We start from the raw sequence: 19,223 nt of genomic DNA, 5'->3' as shown, positions 1-19,223 counted from the left end.
ACGAGGCCTCGACCCGCTTCCAGGCGCTGCAGACCCAGCAGCAGCTCGGCGTGCAGGCCCTCTCCATGGCCAACCAGAACAGCCAGATGATCCTGCGCCTCTTCCAGTAAGAAGAGCAGCATTCATCGGACAGGAACCCCGCCTTCGCAGGCGGGGTTTCCTTTTGCCCTTTGCCCTCGTCAATCCCGGCAGAGCATGGACCTCGCGATGGCGAAGATCCGCTCGGAGCCGATGAGATGCGCGGTGAACCCATTCGAAAAGAGCGGCCTGAAGGCCGCATCGCAGGCGTTGAGGCCGCCCGCATAGGCGCCGAGCGCCGGCATCACGCAGCGGTTGCCATCCGTGAGGAAGCAGCGCCGCCGCGTGGCGCGCCCGCGCATCACCACCTTGCCGACGGGATGCAGATGCCCCGCAATCTCCGCCTGTTCTCCGGCCATCGGTTCGTGACGCAGGGTGAGAGAACCCAGCATCATTTCCTCCGCCACCTGCCCGCCGATATTCTCCGGAAGGACGCGGTCGTGGTTGCCCGTGATCCAGATCCAGTCGCGCCCCGTCTGCACGCCGCCGAGCGCCGTGCGCTCCTCGTCTCCGAGGCGGTCCGGGCCGCCGATATCGTGAAAGCTGTCGCCGAGCGCGATGACGGTTCTGGGATCGAAGCGGAACACCGCGTCGGTAAGGGCCGCAAGCGTCTCGCGCGTATCATAGGGCGGAAGCATCATGCCGCGCCGCGCAAACGACGAGCCCTTCTCGAAATGGAGATCGGCCACGAGCAGGACATCGTGATCGGGCAGATAGAGCGCGCCCGTGAGATCGAGCACCGCCGCCTGCCCTTTCAGCCCTATTTGCTGAGTGGTCCGTTGGATCTTTCGCAAAGCCGTCACGCCAAAGCCTCGTCGAGAAGCGCCGCTTCCGCCTCGGCCAGAATTTCGTCCGCGTTGTCGCTATAGACGCTCTCGCGGCCGATCTCCAGCATGACGGAGACGCTCAAAGGGGATACCCGGTCGAGCGGCTTGTGAATGATTCGCCCCCGGATGCGCTCAAGCATCATGCCGAGCCGCCTCACGTCGAGGAGTCCCGTTGCCGCATCCGCCCGCGCGGCGCGCAGGAGAACATGGCCGGGCTCGTGCTTGCGCAGCACGTCATAGACGAGATCGGTGGAGATCGTGACCTGCCGGCCCGTCTTCTTCTCTCCTGGGAAGCGGCGTTCGATGAGGCCCGCGATCACGGCGCATTGGCGGAAGGTGCGCTTCATCAGCGCGGATTCGGCGAGCCAGTCCTCTAGGTCGTCCCCCAGCATGTCCTGCGAGAACAGGTCGTCCATGAAATTCGGATCGCGCGCGGCGCGGCCTGCGATGTCGCCCGAGGCATAGATCGCGATTCCGTAATCGTTCGCCACGAAGCCCAGCGGCTTGAGCTTCGCCCGCTCAAGGCGGCGGGTGAGCAGCATGCCGAGCGTCTGGTGCGCGAGCCGCCCCTCGAAGGGAAAGCAGGTCATGTAGAAGCGATTGCCGCGCGGAAAGGTCTCTACGAGAAGGTCGCGCGGCCCCGGCACGATCGAGCGGCGGCGCTGCTGCAACAGCCATTCGGTCATCTGCGGCGGCAGGCGATCCCACTCGAAGGGATCCGCGAGGATGTCCCGCACGCGGGCGGCGAGAAACGTGGAGAGCGGGAACTTGCCGCCCTCGTAGGACGGGATCATCGGATCCGTGCCCGAGCCCGCGCGCGTCACCACCACCTCGTCCTCGGATATGCCCTCGAAGCGCAGCACCTCGCCCGCGAAGAGAAAGGTGTCGCCCGGCGTCAGCGTCTCGGCGAAGTATTCCTCGATCTCTCCGAGGATCCGCCCACGCGGCAGGACCGTGCCGGGACGCGAGCGCAGGCTCTTGCCGAGACGCACCTTGATCATGCTGGATTCGACGATGGTGCCGACATTCAGGCGGTATTGCTGCGCAATGCGCGCGTCGCGCACGCGCCATAATCCGTCCTTGCCCTTCACGATCTTGGCGAAGCGCTCATAGGCCCGAAGCGCATAGCCCCCGGTGGCGACGAAGGCGACGCAAGCCTCGTAATCCTCCCAGGAGAGTTCCGCGTAGGGCGCGGCGGAGCGCACCTCCTCGTAAAGCTCCTCCAGACGAAACGGCCCGGCGCAGGCCATGCCAAGGATATGCTGGCAAAGAACGTCGAGCGCGCCGATGCGCGCATCCGGCGTGTCCTGCGCCGCCTCGTGCACCGCATCCAGCGCCGCGCGGCATTCGAGAATCTCGAAGCGGTTGGCGGGCACGAGATAGGCCTGGGACGGCTCGTCCATGCGGTGATTGGAACGGCCGATGCGCTGCATGATCCGCGAGGCGCCTTTTGGCGCGCCCACATTCACCACGAGGTCCACGTCCCCCCAATCGATGCCGAGATCGAGGGTCGCGGTGCAGACCACGGCCTTCAGTTTGCCTGCCGCCATCGCCTCCTCGACGCGGCGGCGCTGCGCGACGTCGAGGGAACCGTGATGAAGCGCGATGGCGAGCCCGTCGTCATTGAGCTTCCACAGTTCCTGGAACGTGTATTCGGCCTGGAGCCGCGTGTTGACGAAGACGAGCGTGGTCTTGTGCCCTTTGATCAGCTCATAGATCGCCGGCATCGAGAGCGAGGCCGTGTGACCCGCAAGCGGCAACGGCTCGCCCAGTTCGAGCATGCGGATGTCGGGCCTGGCCCCTCCCTGCACCACGACGAGATCCGCGAGCGCATTTTCAGGGGAGCGCTGCGGCACCAGATAGCGCCTGAGATCGTCCGGCTCGCGCACGGTCGCGGAGAGCCCCACGGCGGTGGCCTGCGGCGCGATGGCCAGAAGCCGCGCGAGACCCAGCGAGAGCAGGTCGCCGCGCTTCGAGGTGACGAGGGAATGCAGCTCGTCCAGAACCACGCGCCTCAAGCCCTTGAACAGCTCCTCGGCCTCGCGATGGGCGAGCAGGAGCGCCAGCTGCTCCGGCGTGGTGAGCAGGATGTCGGGCGGACGCTCGATCTGCCGGGCCCGCTTGTGAGAGGGCGTGTCGCCCGTGCGCGTCTCGATGCGGATGGGCAGGCCCATCTCCGCCACCGGCCGCTCGAGATTGCGGGCGATGTCGGTGGCGAGCGCCTTCAGGGGCGAAATGTAGAGGGTGTGCAGCCCCCGCGCCCCGCCGGCCCGGCCTCGTCCCCGCTCCGCCAGCTCGACGAGGCTCGGCAGGAACCCGGCGAGCGTCTTGCCCGCTCCCGTCGGCGCCACCAGCAGCACGGAGCGCCCCTCTCGCGCCTTGGCGACGAGGTCGAGCTGGTGCGCCCGCGGCGTCCAGCCGCGGCTCTTGAACCAGTCTCGAAAGGTCTTCGGGAGGAGGGAGGCGGAGCGTTGGGACATGAACCCTCAAGATAAGGCCGCCGAAAAGGTTTCGCCATGGCCTCGCTTCGGAGCACCCGGAACATGTGAAAGCCGCCTCCTAGCCGCTTGCCATCGGGGCAAGGATCGACTCAGCTCGGGACCCGCAAAGAACCACAATGAGAGGACCAGCGCCATGCCCTACGATTCCCAGTTCGAGAATGCCGTCGCCGTCGTCACGGGAGGCACGCAGGGCCTCGGCGAGGCCATCGCCCGCACGCTCGCCGAACGCGGCGCCAAGGGGCTCGTGATCTGCGGGCGCAACGAGGAGCGGGGGCATGCGGTGGCGCGCTCAATCTCCGAACAGGGCTGCCACACGGAGTTCGTGCGGGCGGATCTCGAAAGCGTCGAGGAGGCCCGTCAGGTCACGGCGCGGGCGGACAGCATCTTCGGGCGGCTCGACGTGCTCGTGAACGCGGCGGGCATCACCGATCGCGGCACGATCTTCGACACGACGCCGGAACTCTTCGACCGCATGTTCGCGGTGAACGTGCGCGCCCCCTTCTTCCTCATGCAGGAGGCCGCCAAGATCATGCGGCGGGAGCGGATCGAGGGCGCGATGGTCAACATCCTGTCCATGTCGGCCCATGGCGGCCAGCCCTTCATCTCCGCCTATTGCGGCTCCAAGGGCGCGCTCGCCACGCTCACCAAGAACGCCGCCTTCAGCCTCATGCCCTGGCGCATCCGCGTGAATGGGCTCAACATCGGCTGGATGAACACGCCGGGCGAGGACCGGATCATGAAGACCTATCACGGTGCGCAGGACGGATGGCTGGAGAAGGCCGCCGGGGAGCAGCCCTTCGGCCGCCTGCTGGACCCGCGCGAGGTGGCCCGCGCCGTGGCGTTCCTCGCCTCGTCCGAATCCGGCCTCATGACCGGCTCGCTGATCGATTTCGACCAATCGGTGCTGGGCTGCTACGAGAGCGCGCCGCATCCCTCGACGCCGGCGCGGTAGATCAGCGCTGCAGCACCGCCAGGAACCCGGGAACCGGCACGCCGCGATCCTCGCGGGTCGAGACCGGTTCGAGGATCGCGACGGAAAAGCCGGTCCGCTCCGCGAGCGCGCGGAGATAGGCCTCGCTATGGGCATAGCGGGCGTCGCGGCCGAGGATGAAATCCGCGCCCTCATGGGCCTGCACCGTGAAGGCGAACAACCCTTCGCGCCCGAGCACCCGGTGCGCTTCGCGAAAGACCGCATCGAGCGCCGCCATGTAGACGAACACGTCGGCCGCCACCACGAGGTCGGCCTCGGCGTCTTTGCGGCCCGAGAGGAACGAGACCAGCTCGCTCTCGTGCAGGGCAGCGTAGAGCTTCGTCCTGGCCGCCTTCTCCAGCATGCGCGGCGAGAGATCGACGCCCTCGATGGAGGCGCAGAGCCCGTCGAGCGCCTGCGCCATCAGCCCCGTGCCGCAGCCGAGATCGAGGGTCGGACCGAACCGGTAATCGCGGATACGCTTCGAGCAGGCCCGGCGCAGGGCATCGGCGATCAGCTCCGGGCCGCGATAGGCCAGGCTCTTCGTCAGGTGCCGGTCGAACTTGGGCGCGTAATCGTCGAAGAGCGCCCGCACATAGCCGTCCGTCATCGCCTCGTCGGGCGGCAGGGCGCCGAGCCTGGCGAGGTCGATCCGAACGCCGAGCTCGTCCCCGGGTTCGAGAGCGAGCGCCTGCCGCAGGGCTTCCAGTGCCTCCTCCCGCCGGCCCATCTCGGCGAGCGAGCGCCCCAGCATGGCATGGGCCGCCGCGAAACCCGGCGCGAGTTCCAGCACCTGCCGCGCCAGATCGGCCGCGGCCTCGAAGTCCCGCTCGTCGAAGGCGGCGCGGGCATATTCGTAGCGTCGGTCGGCGAGGTAATCGCCGGAGGTTCGGACGGTGGTGGTCTGCGGCATGGCTTTTCGGATGCGGGAGAGACGGGGTTCTGTCAATGCGACTTGGGCTTAGCCCCGAGGCAACCCTATATTCTCATCCATGGCGCTGCGTTCCACCGACATCCTCACCCAGACCCCGCAAGGGCTCTATTGCCCCCTCGGCGACTTCCACATCGATCCGGTCAGGCCCGTCCAACGGGCGCTCATCACCCATGGTCATTCGGACCATGCCCGCGCGGGCCACCGCTCCGTCCTGGCGACGCGGGAGACCCTGCGAATCATGGGCGTGCGCTACGGGGAGGGCTTCGCGGGCTCGACCCAGGAGGCGCCCTTGCGCGAGAGCCTCCGCATCGGCGACGCGACCGTGCGCTTTACACCTGCGGGCCATGTGTTGGGCTCGGCCCAGATCGTCATCGAGGCGGGCGGCACCCGCGTCGTGGTCTCGGGCGACTACAAGCGCGCCGAGGACCCGACCTGCTTGGCGTACGAGGTCGTGCCCTGCGACGTGTTCATCACGGAGGCGACCTTCGGCCTGCCGGTTTTCCGCCACCCCGATACGCGGGCGGAGGTGCGAAAGCTCCTCGATTCCGTCGCCCTGTTCCCGGAGCGCGCCCATATCGTCGGGGCCTATGCGCTCGGCAAGGCGCAGCGCGTCATGGCGCTGCTACGCGAGGAGGGCTACGACAGGCCGATCTATCTTCACGGGGCCATGGAGCGCCTGACCGAGCTCTACAAGTCCGAGGGGATCCCCTTGGGCGAGACGCCCAAGGTCGCGGCCTCCGAGCGCGCGAAGCTCGCGGGCGCCATCGTGATCTGTCCGCCCTCCTCCATCCAGGACCTATGGTCCCGCCGGTTCCCCGATCCCGTCACGTGCTTCGCCTCCGGCTGGATGCGGGTCAGGGCGCGGGCCCGGCAGAAGGGCGTGGAGCTGCCCCTCGTGATCTCCGACCATTCCGACTGGGACGACCTCTGCCGCACGATCCGGGAGACCGGCGCCGGCGAGGTCTGGGTCACCCATGGCCAGGAGGATGCGCTCGTCCATTGGTGCACCGCCCGCGGCATCCGGGCCCGGCCCCTGCACATGCTGGGCTATGGCGACGAGGGCGAGGCGGAGGAGCCTCAGGCCGCCACGGCGGAAGCGGGAGACGGCGCATGAACCGCTTCGCCGCCCTCCTCGACCGGCTCGCCTACGAGCCGCGCCGCAACGCGAAACTGCGGCTGCTCACGGACTATTTCCGCCACACGGCGGACCCGGAGCGGGGCTACGCCCTGGCCGCCATGACCGGCGCGCTGACGTTCAAGGAGGCCAAGCCCGGCCTGATCCGGGGCCTCGTGGAGGAGCGGACCGATCCGGAGCTGTTCCGGATGTCCTACCACTATGTCGGCGATCTCGCGGAAACTGTGGCGCTGATCTGGCCCGCGCCGGGGCATCAGGAGGCGGCGATCCCTTTCCCGCAAGGGGGAGGCGACATCGGACCGGGCCACAACAATCCGCCGCATGTGCCCTCGTTGACGGAAGTGGTCGAGACGCTTGCCACCATGAGCAAGAGCGACCTGCCCGCGAAGGTCGCGGGCTGGCTCGACGCCCTCGACGAGACCGGGCGCTGGGCGCTGCTCAAGCTCATCACGCGGGAGCTGCGCGTCGGCGTCTCGGCGCGGCTGGCCAAGACCGCCGTGGCCCAGCTGGGCCAAGTGGAGCCCGATGAGGTCGAGCTGATCTGGCACGGCCTGGAAGCGCCCTATCAGGACCTCTTCGCCTGGGTCGAGGGCCGGGGGGACAGGCCGGAGACCAGCAATCCCGCCCCTTTCCATCCGCCCATGCTCGCGCATCCGCTGGAGGACGAGGATTTCGGGAAGCATGCGGCCGCCGACTTCATGGCCGAATGGAAATGGGACGGAATCCGCCTCCAGGCCGCCGCAGGCCGGGACGGCGACGGGCGTTCGGTGCGCCGCATCTATTCCCGCACGGGCGAGGACGTCTCCCGCGCCTTCCCGGACCTCCTAGAGGCGCTCGCCTTCGAGGGATCGATCGACGGCGAACTCCTGATCGTACGGGAGGGCCGCGTGCAGAGCTTCAACGTGCTCCAGCAGCGGCTGAACCGGAAGGCCGTGACCCCGAAGCTGATCGCGGAGTTTCCGGCGCATCTGAGGGTCTACGACATCCTGTTCGAGGGGACGGAGGACCTGCGCGCCCTGCCCTTCGCGGAGCGGCGCAGGCGGCTCGAGGCGCTCGTGGCAAGGCTCGCCGATCCGCGCATCGACCTCTCGCCCCTGGTGCCCTTCGCATCCTGGGAGGAGCTGGCCGCCGCCCGCGCCGATCCGGCAGCGGTCGGAGCCGGTCCCGACGCGGAGGCCATCGAAGGCTGCATGATCAAGCGGGCGGACAGCCCCTATCTCCCAGGCCGCCCCAAGGGGTACTGGTACAAATGGAAGCGCGATCCGTATCTCGTCGATGCGGTGATGATGTACGGCCAGCGCGGCCACGGAAAGCGCTCGTCCTTCTACTCCGACTACACCTTCGGCGTCTGGCGCGACGGGCCTGACGGCGAGGAACTGGTGCCCGTCGGCAAGGCCTATCACGGCTTCACCGACGAGGAGCTGGTGAAGCTCGACCGCTATGTCCGCAACCACACGGTCAACCGGTTCGGGCCCGTGCGGGAGGTGGAATACGGCAAGGAGAAGGGGCTCGTGCTGGAGGTGGCCTTCGAGGGACTGCAACGCTCGACCCGCCACAAATCCGGCGTCGCCATGCGCTTTCCCCGCATCAACCGCATCCGCTGGGACAAGCCGGCGGCGGAGGCCGACCGCATCGAGACCCTCGAGAAGATGCTCGAACGGGGCGAAAAGGAAGTTCATCCGTTGAAGGATCGACAGACTGAACGGAGCAAAGCGTGACGATGTTTAACGTGGAAACCCTCTCCGAGGGCAGCGTGACGCAGCAGGTCAACGGACGGCTCGTGGTGGAGACCCAGGGGCCGGGCTTCACGGAGATCACGGAGGCCGTCTCCCGCTGGGTGTTCGGCACCGGCGTCCTGAACGGCCTCCTGACCATCTTCTGCCGTCATACCTCGGCGTCGCTGCTGATCCAGGAGAACGCCGACCCTGATGTGCGCCGCGACCTGCTGACCGCCTTTGACCGGCTCGCACCCCGCGACGCCGGGTATATTCACGCAACGGAAGGTCCGGACGACATGCCGGCCCATATCAGGACCGTCCTGTCCGGGATTTCGCTGTCCATTCCCGTCGTGGACGGCCAGATGGTCCTCGGGACCTGGCAGGGGATCTATCTCGTCGAGCACCGGGACCGGCCCCATGCCCGCGACCTTATTTTCCACCTGATCGGGGCGTAATCCACATGAACGGATGCGGGATCTCCGTAGATTCCCGTAGATTAGACAAGATCATAGATTGCCGCCTTGCTATTTCGTGAAGGATGCGGCTAAGGCTCAAGGGAGCCTCTCGTGGGAGAAGACGAAACGTGCAAAGTCAAACCACCACGATCATCATTGCCGATGACCATCCGTTGTTTCGTGGCGCATTGAGACAGGCCGTCGCCTCCATCATGCCACAGTCCCGCGTGATCGAGGCCAGCGGCATGGAGGACTTGAACGCCACCCTGTCCCAGCAGCGCGACGTCGACCTCATCCTCCTCGACCTGACCATGCCGGGCGTCCAGGGCTTCTCGGGGCTCATGTCGCTGAGGGCGCAGTATCCCGAGCTTCCGGTGATGATCGTTTCCGCTACGGAGGATCCCACCGTGATCCGGCGCGCCATGGATTTCGGCGCTTCCGGCTTCATCCCGAAATCCATCGACATCGACAGCATCGGCGGCGCGATCCAGGCCGTGCTCGCGGGCGATACCTGGACCCCGCCGGATGTGGACCTCTCGGCCGCCGAGGACCCGGAAACCGCCGACCTCGTCCGGCGTCTGGGCACCCTCACGCCGCAGCAGGTTCGCGTGCTGACCATGCTCTCCGAGGGCCTGCTCAACAAGCAGATCGCCTATGAGCTCGGGGTTTCGGAGGCCACCGTGAAGGCCCATGTCTCCGCCATCCTCGACAAGCTCGGCGTCGACAGCCGCACGCAGGCCGTCATCGCCGCCTCGAAGATCGGCGTGACCCAGCGCCCCTCCCCGGCCGGGGCGAACTAAGACATTCTCCGGCAACGAGGGCCTGCCTTGGCCCAGGCAGTGGAAACCGGGCGAACGCGCGGGTCAGCACTCTCTGGCCCGATCCCCGTTATGGGATGCGTCAGAGCCTCTCGATGAACGCGTCGATCCGCGACAGCGCCTGCTCGCTCATGGCGCTGTCGAAGCGGATGAACACATGGCAGCCGCCGGGCCAGACGGCGAGTTCGGCCTGGTTGCCCGCCGCTGCGTAACGAGAGGCCATGAAGAGCGTGTCGTCCACCAGCATGTCCCTCGTGCCGACGGAGAAAAGCGTGGGCGGCAATCCCTTGAGATCGGCGAAAAGCGGCGAGATATCGGGATCCGTCCGGTCGCTCACATGGCCGACGAAGTTGTTGGCGAAGACCCGGATGTCGTTCGTGTTGAGGATCAGGCGCTCGCTGCCCCAGTGCCGGACGCTCGGCGTCAGGTTGAGATCGTAGCAGCCGGCGAACAGGTTCGCGCCCCGGAAGGGCTTGAGCCCATGCCGGTCCCTCAGGCGCAGCATCGTCACCGCCGAGAGATGGGCTCCCGCCGACTCGCCGCCGATGAACAGGCGCGAGGTGCCGAAGCGGCTCTCCATTTCCCGGATCACCCAGAGCGCGGCGGCCTCGCAATCGTCGGGGGCCGCCGGATAGGGATTCTCGGGGGCCAGGCGATACTCGACAGTGACGACCGCAAGACCGCAGCGGTCGGCGAGCCGGTCGAGCCAGGGGTCCTGCTCGTCCGCCGTGCCCCAGGTCCAGCCGCCGCCGTGGATGTGGAGATAGACGCCGCGGGGATTCTCCGGCGCGATGATCCGCAAGGGAATGGGGCCTCCGGGCCCATCGATCGTGATCGCCCGCGCCTTGCTGCTCAAGGGCATCAGGGGAAACGGCCCGAGCCCCTGGCGGCGGCGCTCGCGAACGAGGGCCGGCGGCACGGAGGTGGGATCGGGAAGGGCCGCGAGCTTGGCCACGATATCGGCGTTCTGGGCGCGGATCTCCTCGCTGATGGCGGAGGGATCGAAGAGAGCAGGATCGATCATGCGAAACTCAGGTGGTTGCGTTCATCGCAGGCCCCTGCGATGAAGCATATGCGGAGGCCCAGGTCCAGTTACGCTTTCCGACGAGAAGAGATATGTCCAATCTGAACCGTTTTCTTGGCGGCTCCCCAGGCTCCGTCCTGGTCAAGCTGATCTTCCTGTCCCTCCTCGTCGGGGCCTTCATGGCCTTCCTCGACATCACTCCCCTCAGACTGATCGAGGGAGTGTTCAACTGGATCGGCTCCGTCCTCGATCTCAGCCTCGATACCGTTAAGGAAGTGGGGCTCTGGGTCGTTTACGGGGCCATCATCGTCGTCCCGCTCTGGTTCGTTTCGCGCCTGTTCGGCAGCCGACGCTGACGCATTTCGAGGATCATCATGGACGGCTCAAGCGTCGCTCCGCGACTGGAGATCTCCCATCGCCGAATCATGGCGCTCGCCTTGCCGATGACCCTGTCGCACGTGACGACGCCGCTCCTGGGGCTCGTGGATGCGACGGTGATCGGACGGCTCGGCGAGGCGCATCTGCTCGGCGCGGTGGCGCTCGGCGCCGTGATCTTCGATTTCGTGTTCTGGAGCTTCGGCTCCCTGCGCATGGCGACCGCGGGCCTCACCGCCCAGGCGACCGGAGCCGGCAACCGGCATGAGATCGACCTGACCCTTGCCCGCGCCTTTCTGGTGGCGGCTGCGACGGGCCTGCTGCTGATCGTGCTGCAATGGCCCATCGCGGCGCTCGCCTTTTCCATGGCCGGAGCGAGCGAGGCCGTGACCGGCGCGCTCTCGATCTACTTCTTCATCCGCATCTGGTCCGCGCCCTTCACCCTGGCGAATTACGTGATCCTGGGCTCCACCTTGGGGCGCGGCCGCACGGATCTCGGCCTCATCCTCCAGGTGGCGATCAACGTCGCCAACATCGTGTTCACCATGGCTCTCGTTCTGGGCTTCGGCCTCGGCATCGCGGGCGCGGCCATCGGCACGGCGCTCGCCGAAGTGCTGGGCACGGGGCTCGGCATCGTCGTCCTGCGCCGTCTCGGCTCGAATCCTTTCGCCGTCACATGGGCCGAGGTTCTGAACCGGGCGGCGATGCTGCAGACGCTCGCCATGAACCGGGACATCATGATCCGCAACGTGGCGCTGATCCTCGCCTTCTCGATCTTCAGCGCGCTGGGCGCGCGGGACGGCGACGTCACGCTCGCCGCGAATGCGGTGCTCTACAACATGTTCCTGATCGGCGGCTATTTCCTCGACGGCTTCGCGACCGCCGCCGAGACCCTGTGCGGCCAGAGCATCGGCGCCCGCGACGAGCGCAGCTTCCGGCGCGCCATTCGCTTGAGCCTGGGATGGTGCATCGGATTCGGGCTGGCGCTGTCCGCCATCTTCCTGATCGCCGGCGGCCTCTTCATCGATTTCGTCTCGACCAATCCGGACGTGCGGTCCTATGCCCGGCACTATCTCGTCTTCGCGGCCCTGACGCCCCTGGTCGGCGCAGCGGCCTTCGCGTTCGACGGCATCTATACGGGCGCGACCTGGACGCGGTCCATGCGCGATCTCATGGTGATCGCCTTTACAGCCTATGCCGCCATTCTGCTGACGGCAGGCGACCTCGGCAACACGGCTCTCTGGATCGCGCTGCTCGCGTTCCTCGGCGCACGGGGCCTGGGTCAGGTTGCCCTTTATCCAAGGCTGGCGAAGAGGACTTTCGCCAGCCTGTCGTGAGCACGGGAACGGTCCTCAGAACTGTCCTTGCGCGATCGCCGATGCATCGCGACCCGTTGCTTGCGCCAGAGATGTCTTCTCGCGCTCAAGAAGCCGCAACAGACCGCTCTTGATCTCGGGAACGAGGCCCGGCCCCTTGTAGACCATGGCGGAATAGAGCTGCACCAGGCTCGCCCCGGCGCGGATCTTGGCCCAGGCGGCTTCGGCGCAATCCACACCTCCGACGCCGATGAGCGGGATCCTGCGCTCCACGCGCAGAAAGGTCTCGGCGAGAAGTTTCGTGGATGGAACGAACAGAGGCTTGCCCGAGAGCCCGCCCGTTTCCGAAGCAAGGCTCTTTTCCTTCAGGCTGTCGGGGCGGGCAATGGTGGTGTTGGAAACCGTGAGCCCATCGATGCCGCGCCTGAGCGCCGTGGCAACGATCGCGTCGAGCGCATCGAGCGAGATGTCGGGCGCGATCTTGAGAAGAACGATCGTCTTCTGTCCTCTCCGATCCGCCTTGTCGCGCGCTTCCATGGAACGCGCGAGCAGGTCGTCGAGGAAGGCCTCGCCCTGCAAATCGCGCAGCCCGGGAGTGTTCGGCGAGGAAACGTTGATCGTCAGGAAATCGGCAAGCCCGCAGAGCTGTTCGATGCACAGGACATAATCGGCGATCCTGTCGCTCGAATCCTTGTTGGCGCCGATATTCACGCCCACGATTCCCGGACGTCCGCGCCGGTGCACAAGCCGTCGGCGCACGGCGTCGAGGCCTTCGCTATTGAGCCCGAACCGGTTGATCACCGCCTCGTCGCGCGTCAGGCGAAACACGCGCGGACGTGGATTACCGTCCTGAGGCTTCGGCACGACTCCGCCGATCTCGACGAATCCGAACCCGAGGCCGAGGAGCTGATCGGGCACTTCGCATTGCTTGTCGAAACCCGCCGCAAGCCCGATGGGATTGGGAAACTTTTTACCAAGCACGGTTACGGACAGGCGTGGATCGTCGGCCGGCGGCGCAGTCACCGGCATCAACGACAGCCCCCGGATCGTCAGCTGGTGCGCCGTCTCGGCATCGAGGGCATGAAGCGCCGGTTTGGCGAGGGAGAACAATGCGCCGATCATGGTTCGAGATCCGGAAAGACATGCAGGCCATCCGCCCCGAGGGGCAGAGGCTTCACCCATCGCACTGCGGAGAGAGGCAATTTTGCGTAAAGATGCGGGAACAGGTCCCCGCCCCGCGACGGTTCATAGCGCAGGGCTTCGCCGAGTGAGTCGGCATCGATGGCGATCAGCAGGAGGCCGTCCTGACCCGCAAAATGCCTTGCCGCCGTCTCGCGAACCTGTGCTGCCGTTGAAAAATGGAGGTACCCATCCTGGATATCGATGGCAGCGCCCTCGAAGAAACCGCATCGCTCGGCTTCTCGCCACTGCGCTGCGGCACAGATTTTATAAATAATATGCATGAAAAAACCGATTATCTCCGCGTCGCTTCTGGAGCAACCCTGATTAGACATATTGTCTCAAGAGTTGTGAGCCAGTTGTCTGTGCCACAGAACACTCTTAATTCCTATTCATAGGTTCGGTTTCATTGAATTCCGCTCCTTGCGAAGGTTAGTACCATGTTATCTCACGAGCGTGTTTGGGCCGCTATCGATGCGTTAGCATCACGACACGGCATGACGGCATCCGGCCTTGCTCGCAAGGCAGGTCTCGATGCGACCAGCTTCAACAAGTCGAAGCGTATCAGCCCCGAGGGCCGGGAGCGCTGGCCCTCCACCGAGTCGATCTCGAAGATCCTCAAGGCCACCGGCGCGAGCCTGGAAGATTTCCTGCGCCTCGTCGAACCCGCCGGTTCCCTGCGCCGCTCCATGATCCCGCTGATCGGCATGAAGGAAGCAGCCGCGGGCAAGATCTTCACCGAAGAGGGGATGCCTCTGGAAGGTCCCGGATGGGACGAACTGGAATTTCCCGATTTCGGGCAGGAGAAGGTTTTCGCCCTCGAAGTCACGGGCGATGCCCTGGCCCCGCTCTATCGCGATGGCGACGTTCTGATCGTCTCGCCGACGGCGAGCACCCGCAAAGGGGACCGCATCGTCGTCTGCACCACGGGCGGCCAGATCCTGGCCAAGGAGATGAAGCGCCGCTCGGCCAAGACCCTGGAAATGACCTCTCTCGCCAAGGACCAGGAGGATCAGGTGATCCCGGCGGAGGAGATCGCCTGGTCCGCCCGGATCATGTGGGCGCGGCAGTAAGATTTAAGCCGCGCGCTCCTTCAGGAACGCCTCGTGCTCGCGCACGAGATCGCCAGCGAGCGCTTTTCGGATCAGCGCCCGCGTCTCCTTCACACCGTAAAGCGCAACGAAGGAGCCGAAGCGCGGGCCGCGCGGCTCGCCCAGCAGCACCTGATAGATCGTGTTGAACCACTCGATGGAAACGCCGGGCCGTTCGGGCGTCGCGCCCTTGGCCTTGAGATCCTGGTAACGCGGCTCGGCGCGGCCGACATTGTAGATCTCTTCCTGGATCGCTTCCGCCGTCGCGGGACGCTCCCCCGTCTCGAAGGATCCCAGAACCTCCTCCAGGCGGCGCAGGGAAGCGGCCTCCACCTCGTCCGCCAGACGATAGGTCTTCTGCGGCTTCACGAAATCCTCGAAATAGCGCACGGCGCGCTTCACGAGGCTGTCGAGGCGCGGATGCGTTTCGGGAGAGACGCCGGGCGCATAGCGACGGATGAAGCCCCAGAGCACCGCCGGGTCTTCCGAGTTCGCCACGGCCACCAGATTGAGCAGCATGGAGAAGGAAATCGTCGTGCCGGGCTGGTTGGCGCCGCCGGACGAGACCAGCTCGGGCGCCGGAGGCTCGCCGCTGTGGATGTGCCAGACCGGGTTCATCAGGCGCGCCTTGGCGTCCTGCGCCGGGTATTTCTCCAGGAAGGTCAGGTAATCGTCCACCTGGCGCGGGATCACGTCGAAGTAGAGCTTCTTCGCCTCGCGCGGCTTGTTGAACATGAACAGCGCCAGGCTGTCCGGCGTGCCGTAGGTCAGCCACTCGTCGATGGTGAGGCCGTTCCCCTTGGACTTGGAGATCTTCTGCCCCTTATCGTCGAGGAAGAGCTCGTAATTGAAGCCTTCCGGCGGCAGGCCGCCGAGCGCCTTCGTGATCTCGCCCGAGAGCTTCACGCTGTCGATGAGATCCTTGCCCGCCATTTCGTAATCGACGCCGAGCGCCACCCAGCGCATGGCCCAGTCGGGCTTCCATTGCAGCTTGGCGTGACCGCCCGTCACCGGCGTCTCGAAACGCTCGCCCGTCTCGGGATCGCGCCAGACGATGGTGCCGGCATCGAGCTTGCACTCGTCGATCGCCACCTGCATCACGACACCGGTCTTCGGATGGATCGGCAGGAAGGGCGAGTAGGATTGCTGGCGCTCCTCGCGCAGCGACGGCAGCATGATCGCCATCACCGCGTCGTAGCGTTCGAGCACCGTCAGCAGAGCCTTGTCGAAGACGCCCGACTTGTAGCACTCGGTCGAAGACATGAACTCGTAATCGAAGCCGAAGGCATCGAGGAATTCGCGCAGGCGCGCGTTGTTGTGGTGCGCGAAGCTTTCGTGCGTTCCGAACGGATCGGGCACCTGGGTGAGAGGCTTGCCGAGGGCGGCTGTGAGCAGATCCTTGTTCGGCACGTTGTCCGGCACCTTGCGCAGGCCGTCCATGTCATCCGAGAAGGCGACGAGACGGGTCGGGATCGTGTCGCCCGTCAGGATGCGGAAGGCATGCCGCACCATGCTGGTGCGCGCAACCTCGCCGAAGGTGCCGATATGCGGCAGGCCCGAGGGGCCGTAGCCCGTCTCGAACAGGGCCTCTTTCTTTCCGGTCCGTTTGAGCCGCTCGACGAGCTTGCGCGCCTCCTCGAAAGGCCAGGCGGTGGCGGTCTGGGCGGCTTCAATCAGGGCAGGATCGCGAGAAAGAGGTTGGGACATGGGCCTATATGTGCAGGAAAACGCTTCCAGAAGCGCGGCACAGTAGGGATGAGACCCTGAAGGGTCAATGCGGCTTGAAGCGGATCAGCGATGCCGTCAGCGCTCAGAAGGGGCCGACGGGGAAGAACCGCAGGTAAAGCTCGGCGTATTTGCCCTCTTTCGCGATCTGCTGGAGGGCGAAATCGAGGGCGCGGCGCAGATTGTCGTCCTCGGGGCGGGTGATGAAGCCGATCCCCTCTCCGAAAAACCGGCTTTCGAGATAGGGGCCGCCGCTGAAATCGCAGCACCCGCCGGAATCCTCGCCCCCGATCCACAGGGCCAGGCCGAGTCCATCGGCGAACAGGTAATCGACCTCTCCTGCCTTGAGGGCCGCCTGGGCGGCGGGCAGGTCCAGATAGGGCTTGAGATCGGCCCCCGCCATGAAAGCCTTGGCATAGGCCTCATGGGCCGTACCGCCCAGGACGGCGATGGCCTTGCCCTGGAGCGCCTTGGCTTCGGGCGCAGGCAGGTTCCTGTCCTTGCGAACGGCGAAGCGGGCCGGGATCTTGAAGTAGGGTTTCGTTACGGCAAAGCGCTGCCGCAAAGACGTTGTGATCGGAATGGCGGCGGCCACGACGTCGCCCTGCTTCTCGGCGAGAGCATCGAGCAAGGTATCGAAGCGGCGGACCTGGACGGTGCAGGTCAGGGACAGGCGCTCACAGGCGGCCCGGGCGAGTTCCACGGACAAGCCTGTCGGATTGCCGTCGAGCCCGGGGAAGTGAAGCGGCGGGAAATCGTCATCCACGAGAAAGCGGATCGTCCGCGCAGCCGGCAGTTCCGGACGTTCGAGCTGGGCCCTCGGGTCCCAGAAATGCGGGATCTCGACCGCCTGCACCCGCGCCGCCCCGGCCACGAGGATCAGCGGCAGGGCCGCAAGGGCCGGAACCAGGGGCTTGATCTTGCGGCGGAAGCGCGCGACCAGTGTAACAATATCTATCATCATCGCGCCGATACTCTCTTGCCCGCCGTTCCGGACCATTCACAAGCACCCCCTGAAAGCGTGCTGCGCTCATGAGGCAGGGTCTAGCGGACAGAGGCCAGCAGTCAACAGCGCTGGCGGTCGAGCTGGGCTTCCTGGCCGATCACGGCCATGAGCCGGAGGCCCTGCGCCAGGCGACGATCCTCGCCCGGATCGCCGGCGTGCCCGCGGACGAATTCGTCCTGAAACATGGACTGATCGGGGAAACGGAGTTCTACAGGGCTCTGGCGGCGGAGCTCGGCCTGCCCTTCCTGGCGGCCCCGCGTCTCTCGCCGCACGTACGCTATCCCGACGGCATCCTGGCGGGCCTGGCGCCCCTGGCAGGCGCGGGGGCGGGCTTCGTGGCCGCGCCCCATGGTGCCGCCCTGGCTCACCTTCTGAAGGCCCGCTCCCCAGGGCGGCTTCTGGCCATCACCACGCCCTCGCAGCTGAGGGAGGCCGTGTTCCGGGTTCAGGCCCCACTGATCGCGCACCGGGCCGCCCACGACCTCGCGGAAAAGGCCCCTGCCCTGGCCACCGATGTCGGCTACGGGCAGATCGTCACTCTCTTCATGGGGCTCAGCCTCTTTTCCTTCGGGGTCGGCTATGCGCCCGGCTTCACGATCGCGTTCCTCGGCACCGCCCTGAGCCCCCTGTTCCTGGGAATGGTCGTGCTGCGGCTCTCGGCCCCGTTCCTGCCGGAACGGGCCGTGGCGGATGCGCAGCGCCCGCGCATGGAGGACGCGGATCTGCCGGTCTACACAGTGATCGCGGCGCTTTACCGGGAGAAACGTGTCGCCGCGCGGCTCCTCGAGGCCCTCTCCCGGCTCGACTACCCGGCCGCCAAGCTCGACATCAAGCTCGTTCTCGAAGCCGATGACGAGGAGACGCCCGAAGCGCTCCGCGCCGCCGGATTGCCGGGCAATGTCGAGGTGCTGGTCGCGCCGCCCGGCCAACCCCGCACCAAGCCGCGCGCCCTCAATGTCGCCCTTCCCCTGGCCCGGGGAAGCCTGACCGTCATCTACGATGCGGAGGACGTCCCGGATCCGGGTCAGTTGCGCCTTGCCGCCGCCCATCTGCTTCAGGCTCCGCCCCAGGTCGCCTGCCTGCAGGCGCGGCTCACCATCGACAACACGGACGATTCCTGGCTCACCCGGCTTTTCACCATCGAATACGCCGCCCTGTTCGACGTGTTCAATCCGGGCCTGGCCGCGATCGGCAGTCCCGTTCCGTTGGGCGGCACCTCCAATCACTTCCGCACCGCGATCCTGCGGGAGGTCCATGGATGGGATGCATGGAACGTCACGGAGGATGCGGATCTCGGCATCCGTCTTGCCCGGCTCGGCTATGCGGTGAAGGACCTGCCCTCCTCCACCCTCGAGGAAGCGCCCGGCACCCTGCGCCTGTGGATGCGGCAGCGGACGCGGTGGATGAAGGGCTTCGTGCAAACCGCCACGACCCATTCGCGCGAGCCTTGGACCGCGCTCCGGCAGCTTGGGGCCTTCAAGTTTTTCAGCGCCCTCGTCCTGACCTGGGGAATCGTGCTCAGCGCCCTGGTCTACCCGCTCTTCACCGGGCTGTTTCTGGGCGCATGGCTTTTCGGGACGAACCAGGCCTCCGGCTCGCGATGGGACGCGGCTCTTCAGGCCTCTGCGCTGATCCTCTTCCTGTCCGGCGCGGCCTCGATCCTCGTTCCGGCCTGCGTCGCCCTGCATAGGCGGCGGCTCTGGCGGCTTGCACCGTGGCTTCCGCTGCTTCCGCTCTATTACGGGCTCGTCAGCCTCGCGGCCTGGGGAGGATTATGGGAGCTGGCGACAGCCACGTTCCGCTGGAACAAGACGAGCCACGGCCTGGCCCGCACCTCGCGCAGCGGATTGGTCAGAAGCACCATGCCAGGCCGGCCAGCACCAGATCGTTGAAGACGGAGCCGCCATAGCGCCACCAGAGCAGGCCTCCTGCCGCGGTCACGCACAGCACCGCCCCGGCGATCAGCCCCGCGCGGGCGCGCCGTTCCTGCAGCTGTATCTGTGCGGTCTCAAGGCTCATGGCTACCGTTCCGGCCGAGGTTCAAAAGGAAATTATAGGCTGGCCCGGCGCG

At 66.3% G+C, this 19,223-nt stretch carries 19 protein-coding genes; 10 read left to right on the top strand and 9 right to left on the bottom strand.

Annotation, left to right across the window (positions count from 1 at the left end; genetic code table 11):
• Nucleotides 1-110, top strand: a 110-nt coding sequence (locus tag L879_RS23375) for a flagellin (protein ID WP_280948955.1), incomplete at its 5' end; no start/stop codon positions are given.
• A 69-nt stretch (nucleotides 111-179) separates the two neighbouring features.
• Here the strand turns inward: L879_RS23375 and pdeM are convergent.
• Together pdeM and L879_RS0117465 are read right to left on the bottom strand one after the other, a co-directional pair.
• Nucleotides 180-881, bottom strand: coding sequence for a ligase-associated DNA damage response endonuclease PdeM (gene pdeM, locus L879_RS0117470; protein ID WP_027317237.1), 702 nt, complete (start codon nucleotides 879-881; stop codon nucleotides 180-182).
• Nucleotides 878-3,385, bottom strand: a complete 2,508-nt coding sequence (locus L879_RS0117465; RefSeq protein WP_027317236.1) for a ligase-associated DNA damage response DEXH box helicase — start codon at nucleotides 3,383-3,385, stop codon at nucleotides 878-880. Before L879_RS0117465 ends, pdeM begins: the two co-directional genes overlap by 4 nt.
• Nucleotides 3,386-3,539: 154 nt before the next feature.
• Between L879_RS0117465 and L879_RS0117460 the strand changes: the two genes are divergently transcribed.
• Complete coding sequence (locus tag L879_RS0117460) at nucleotides 3,540-4,358, top strand: SDR family oxidoreductase (protein ID WP_027317235.1); 819 nt, start codon at nucleotides 3,540-3,542, stop codon at nucleotides 4,356-4,358.
• A 1-nt stretch (nucleotide 4,359) separates the two neighbouring features.
• Here the strand turns inward: L879_RS0117460 and L879_RS0117455 are convergent, their stop codons facing one another.
• Complete coding sequence (locus L879_RS0117455; protein ID WP_027317234.1) at nucleotides 4,360-5,289, bottom strand: class I SAM-dependent DNA methyltransferase; 930 nt, start codon at nucleotides 5,287-5,289, stop codon at nucleotides 4,360-4,362.
• Between the two features lie 79 nt (nucleotides 5,290-5,368).
• Between L879_RS0117455 and L879_RS0117450 the strand changes: the two genes are divergently transcribed.
• From L879_RS0117450 to L879_RS0117435, 4 genes are all read left to right on the top strand, one after another.
• A complete protein-coding gene (locus tag L879_RS0117450; RefSeq protein ID WP_027317233.1) occupies nucleotides 5,369-6,424 on the top strand; it encodes a ligase-associated DNA damage response exonuclease in 1,056 nt (351 codons plus the stop codon).
• Entirely contained in the window at nucleotides 6,421-8,163 is a 1,743-nt protein-coding gene (locus tag L879_RS0117445; protein ID WP_027317232.1) for a cisplatin damage response ATP-dependent DNA ligase, read from the top strand. The genes L879_RS0117450 and L879_RS0117445 overlap by 4 nt, the downstream gene beginning before the upstream one ends.
• Before the next feature lie 2 nt (nucleotides 8,164-8,165).
• On the top strand, nucleotides 8,166-8,618 hold the full coding sequence (locus tag L879_RS0117440) for a secondary thiamine-phosphate synthase enzyme YjbQ (RefSeq protein ID WP_027317231.1): 453 nt from the start codon (nucleotides 8,166-8,168) through the stop codon (nucleotides 8,616-8,618).
• 128 nt (nucleotides 8,619-8,746) lie between these two features.
• Nucleotides 8,747-9,418, top strand: a complete 672-nt coding sequence (locus tag L879_RS0117435; RefSeq protein WP_027317230.1) for a response regulator — start codon at nucleotides 8,747-8,749, stop codon at nucleotides 9,416-9,418.
• A gap of 100 nt (nucleotides 9,419-9,518) precedes the next feature.
• On the opposite strand, the gene L879_RS0117430 is transcribed toward L879_RS0117435, so the two are convergent.
• Complete coding sequence (locus tag L879_RS0117430; protein ID WP_027317229.1) at nucleotides 9,519-10,460, bottom strand: alpha/beta hydrolase; 942 nt, start codon at nucleotides 10,458-10,460, stop codon at nucleotides 9,519-9,521.
• 92 nt (nucleotides 10,461-10,552) lie between these two features.
• Here L879_RS0117430 and L879_RS0117425 point away from each other — a divergent pair, with 92 nt between their 5' ends.
• Both L879_RS0117425 and L879_RS0117420 read left to right on the top strand, forming a co-directional pair.
• A complete protein-coding gene (locus tag L879_RS0117425) occupies nucleotides 10,553-10,816 on the top strand; it encodes a DUF6460 domain-containing protein (RefSeq protein ID WP_051435405.1) in 264 nt (87 codons plus the stop codon).
• Nucleotides 10,817-10,834: 18 nt separating this feature from the next.
• Complete coding sequence (locus L879_RS0117420; RefSeq protein WP_027317227.1) at nucleotides 10,835-12,172, top strand: MATE family efflux transporter; 1,338 nt, start codon at nucleotides 10,835-10,837, stop codon at nucleotides 12,170-12,172.
• Between the two features lie 15 nt (nucleotides 12,173-12,187).
• On the opposite strand, the gene L879_RS0117415 is transcribed toward L879_RS0117420, so the two are convergent.
• Both L879_RS0117415 and L879_RS0117410 read right to left on the bottom strand, forming a co-directional pair.
• Nucleotides 12,188-13,273, bottom strand: a complete 1,086-nt coding sequence (locus L879_RS0117415) for a quinone-dependent dihydroorotate dehydrogenase (protein WP_027317226.1) — start codon at nucleotides 13,271-13,273, stop codon at nucleotides 12,188-12,190.
• Nucleotides 13,270-13,614: a DUF952 domain-containing protein gene (locus L879_RS0117410; protein ID WP_027317225.1), complete on the bottom strand. Its 345-nt coding sequence runs from the start codon at nucleotides 13,612-13,614 to the stop codon at nucleotides 13,270-13,272. The genes L879_RS0117415 and L879_RS0117410 overlap by 4 nt, the downstream gene beginning before the upstream one ends.
• Nucleotides 13,615-13,770: 156 nt before the next feature.
• Here L879_RS0117410 and L879_RS0117405 point away from each other — a divergent pair, with 156 nt between their 5' ends.
• A complete protein-coding gene (locus L879_RS0117405) occupies nucleotides 13,771-14,403 on the top strand; it encodes a S24 family peptidase (protein ID WP_027317224.1) in 633 nt (210 codons plus the stop codon).
• 3 nt (nucleotides 14,404-14,406) lie between these two features.
• Here the strand turns inward: L879_RS0117405 and L879_RS0117400 are convergent, their stop codons facing one another.
• Entirely contained in the window at nucleotides 14,407-16,128 is a 1,722-nt protein-coding gene (locus tag L879_RS0117400; RefSeq protein ID WP_027317223.1) for a lysine--tRNA ligase, read from the bottom strand.
• Nucleotides 16,129-16,231: 103 nt separating this feature from the next.
• A complete protein-coding gene (locus L879_RS0117395) occupies nucleotides 16,232-17,110 on the bottom strand; it encodes a transporter substrate-binding domain-containing protein (RefSeq protein WP_051435407.1) in 879 nt (292 codons plus the stop codon).
• A 68-nt stretch (nucleotides 17,111-17,178) separates the two neighbouring features.
• Here L879_RS0117395 and L879_RS22145 point away from each other — a divergent pair, with 68 nt between their 5' ends.
• Complete coding sequence (locus tag L879_RS22145; protein ID WP_051435404.1) at nucleotides 17,179-19,044, top strand: glycosyltransferase family 2 protein; 1,866 nt, start codon at nucleotides 17,179-17,181, stop codon at nucleotides 19,042-19,044.
• Here the strand turns inward: L879_RS22145 and L879_RS24020 are convergent.
• A complete protein-coding gene (locus L879_RS24020) occupies nucleotides 19,004-19,171 on the bottom strand; it encodes a hypothetical protein (RefSeq protein ID WP_169732755.1) in 168 nt (55 codons plus the stop codon). The two genes, L879_RS22145 and L879_RS24020, sit on opposite strands and share 41 nt — an antisense overlap.
• Nucleotides 19,172-19,223: the final 52 nt, after the last annotated feature.

Origin of the sequence: Microvirga flocculans ATCC BAA-817 (genome assembly GCF_000518665.1) — a bacterium.
In the GTDB taxonomy this organism is placed as follows: Bacteria; Pseudomonadota; Alphaproteobacteria; order Rhizobiales; family Beijerinckiaceae; genus Microvirga; species Microvirga flocculans.
Note: the sequence above shows the minus strand (reverse complement) of the source record. Positions and strands in the feature narration are given on the sequence as shown.

Coding starts and splice junctions, on each gene's coding strand:
- L879_RS0117465 (WP_027317236.1), bottom strand. CDS start 3,385: ATGTCCCAACGCTCCGCCTCCCTCCTCCCGAAGACCTTTCGAGACTGG.
- L879_RS0117460 (WP_027317235.1), top strand. CDS start 3,540: ATGCCCTACGATTCCCAGTTCGAGAATGCCGTCGCCGTCGTCACGGGA.
- L879_RS0117455 (WP_027317234.1), bottom strand. CDS start 5,289: ATGCCGCAGACCACCACCGTCCGAACCTCCGGCGATTACCTCGCCGAC.
- L879_RS0117450 (WP_027317233.1), top strand. CDS start 5,369: ATGGCGCTGCGTTCCACCGACATCCTCACCCAGACCCCGCAAGGGCTC.
- L879_RS0117445 (WP_027317232.1), top strand. CDS start 6,421: ATGAACCGCTTCGCCGCCCTCCTCGACCGGCTCGCCTACGAGCCGCGC.
- L879_RS0117440 (WP_027317231.1), top strand. CDS start 8,166: ATGTTTAACGTGGAAACCCTCTCCGAGGGCAGCGTGACGCAGCAGGTC.
- L879_RS0117430 (WP_027317229.1), bottom strand. CDS start 10,460: ATGATCGATCCTGCTCTCTTCGATCCCTCCGCCATCAGCGAGGAGATC.
- L879_RS0117425 (WP_051435405.1), top strand. CDS start 10,553: ATGTCCAATCTGAACCGTTTTCTTGGCGGCTCCCCAGGCTCCGTCCTG.
- L879_RS0117420 (WP_027317227.1), top strand. CDS start 10,835: ATGGACGGCTCAAGCGTCGCTCCGCGACTGGAGATCTCCCATCGCCGA.
- L879_RS0117415 (WP_027317226.1), bottom strand. CDS start 13,273: ATGATCGGCGCATTGTTCTCCCTCGCCAAACCGGCGCTTCATGCCCTC.
- L879_RS0117410 (WP_027317225.1), bottom strand. CDS start 13,614: ATGCATATTATTTATAAAATCTGTGCCGCAGCGCAGTGGCGAGAAGCC.
- L879_RS0117405 (WP_027317224.1), top strand. CDS start 13,771: ATGTTATCTCACGAGCGTGTTTGGGCCGCTATCGATGCGTTAGCATCA.
- L879_RS0117400 (WP_027317223.1), bottom strand. CDS start 16,128: ATGTCCCAACCTCTTTCTCGCGATCCTGCCCTGATTGAAGCCGCCCAG.
- L879_RS0117395 (WP_051435407.1), bottom strand. CDS start 17,110: ATGATGATAGATATTGTTACACTGGTCGCGCGCTTCCGCCGCAAGATC.
- L879_RS22145 (WP_051435404.1), top strand. CDS start 17,179: ATGAGGCAGGGTCTAGCGGACAGAGGCCAGCAGTCAACAGCGCTGGCG.
- L879_RS24020 (WP_169732755.1), bottom strand. CDS start 19,171: ATGAGCCTTGAGACCGCACAGATACAGCTGCAGGAACGGCGCGCCCGC.